Here is a 270-nt window from a genome sequence, read left to right on the forward strand (position 1 = left end):
CTCGAGGATGGTGTTGCCGCGGCGGTCGGCGTGCAGGTACCGGGCTGCGTCGGGGGTGGCGGTGAGGGTGCGTGCTTCGCGGCCTGCTGCTCCGGTGAGGTAGCTGCCGGTGCGCGGCTGGCCGCCGCCAGCATCGGTGTGGGTGTCGTTGGCGATGGCGCCGTCGGGGGGGTAGTGGAAGAGGACGGTGGTGCGGGTGCCGTCGGGGTTGGTGGTCTCGGTGGTTTTCCGGCTGCCGTCGGCCCAGTACGTGTAGGTGCTGCGCAGGCC

The 270-nt window shown here is 72.2% G+C and carries 1 protein-coding gene; it reads right to left on the bottom strand.

What is annotated here, in order from left to right; all coding sequences use genetic code 11:
• Positions 1 to 270: hypothetical protein (locus tag IF89_RS40180; RefSeq protein ID WP_043195161.1), on the bottom strand; the 270-nt coding region annotated here is incomplete at both ends.

Origin of the sequence: Streptomyces sp. NRRL F-2664 (assembly GCF_000719345.1) — a bacterium.
In the GTDB taxonomy this organism is placed as follows: Bacteria; Actinomycetota; Actinomycetes; order Streptomycetales; family Streptomycetaceae; genus Streptomyces.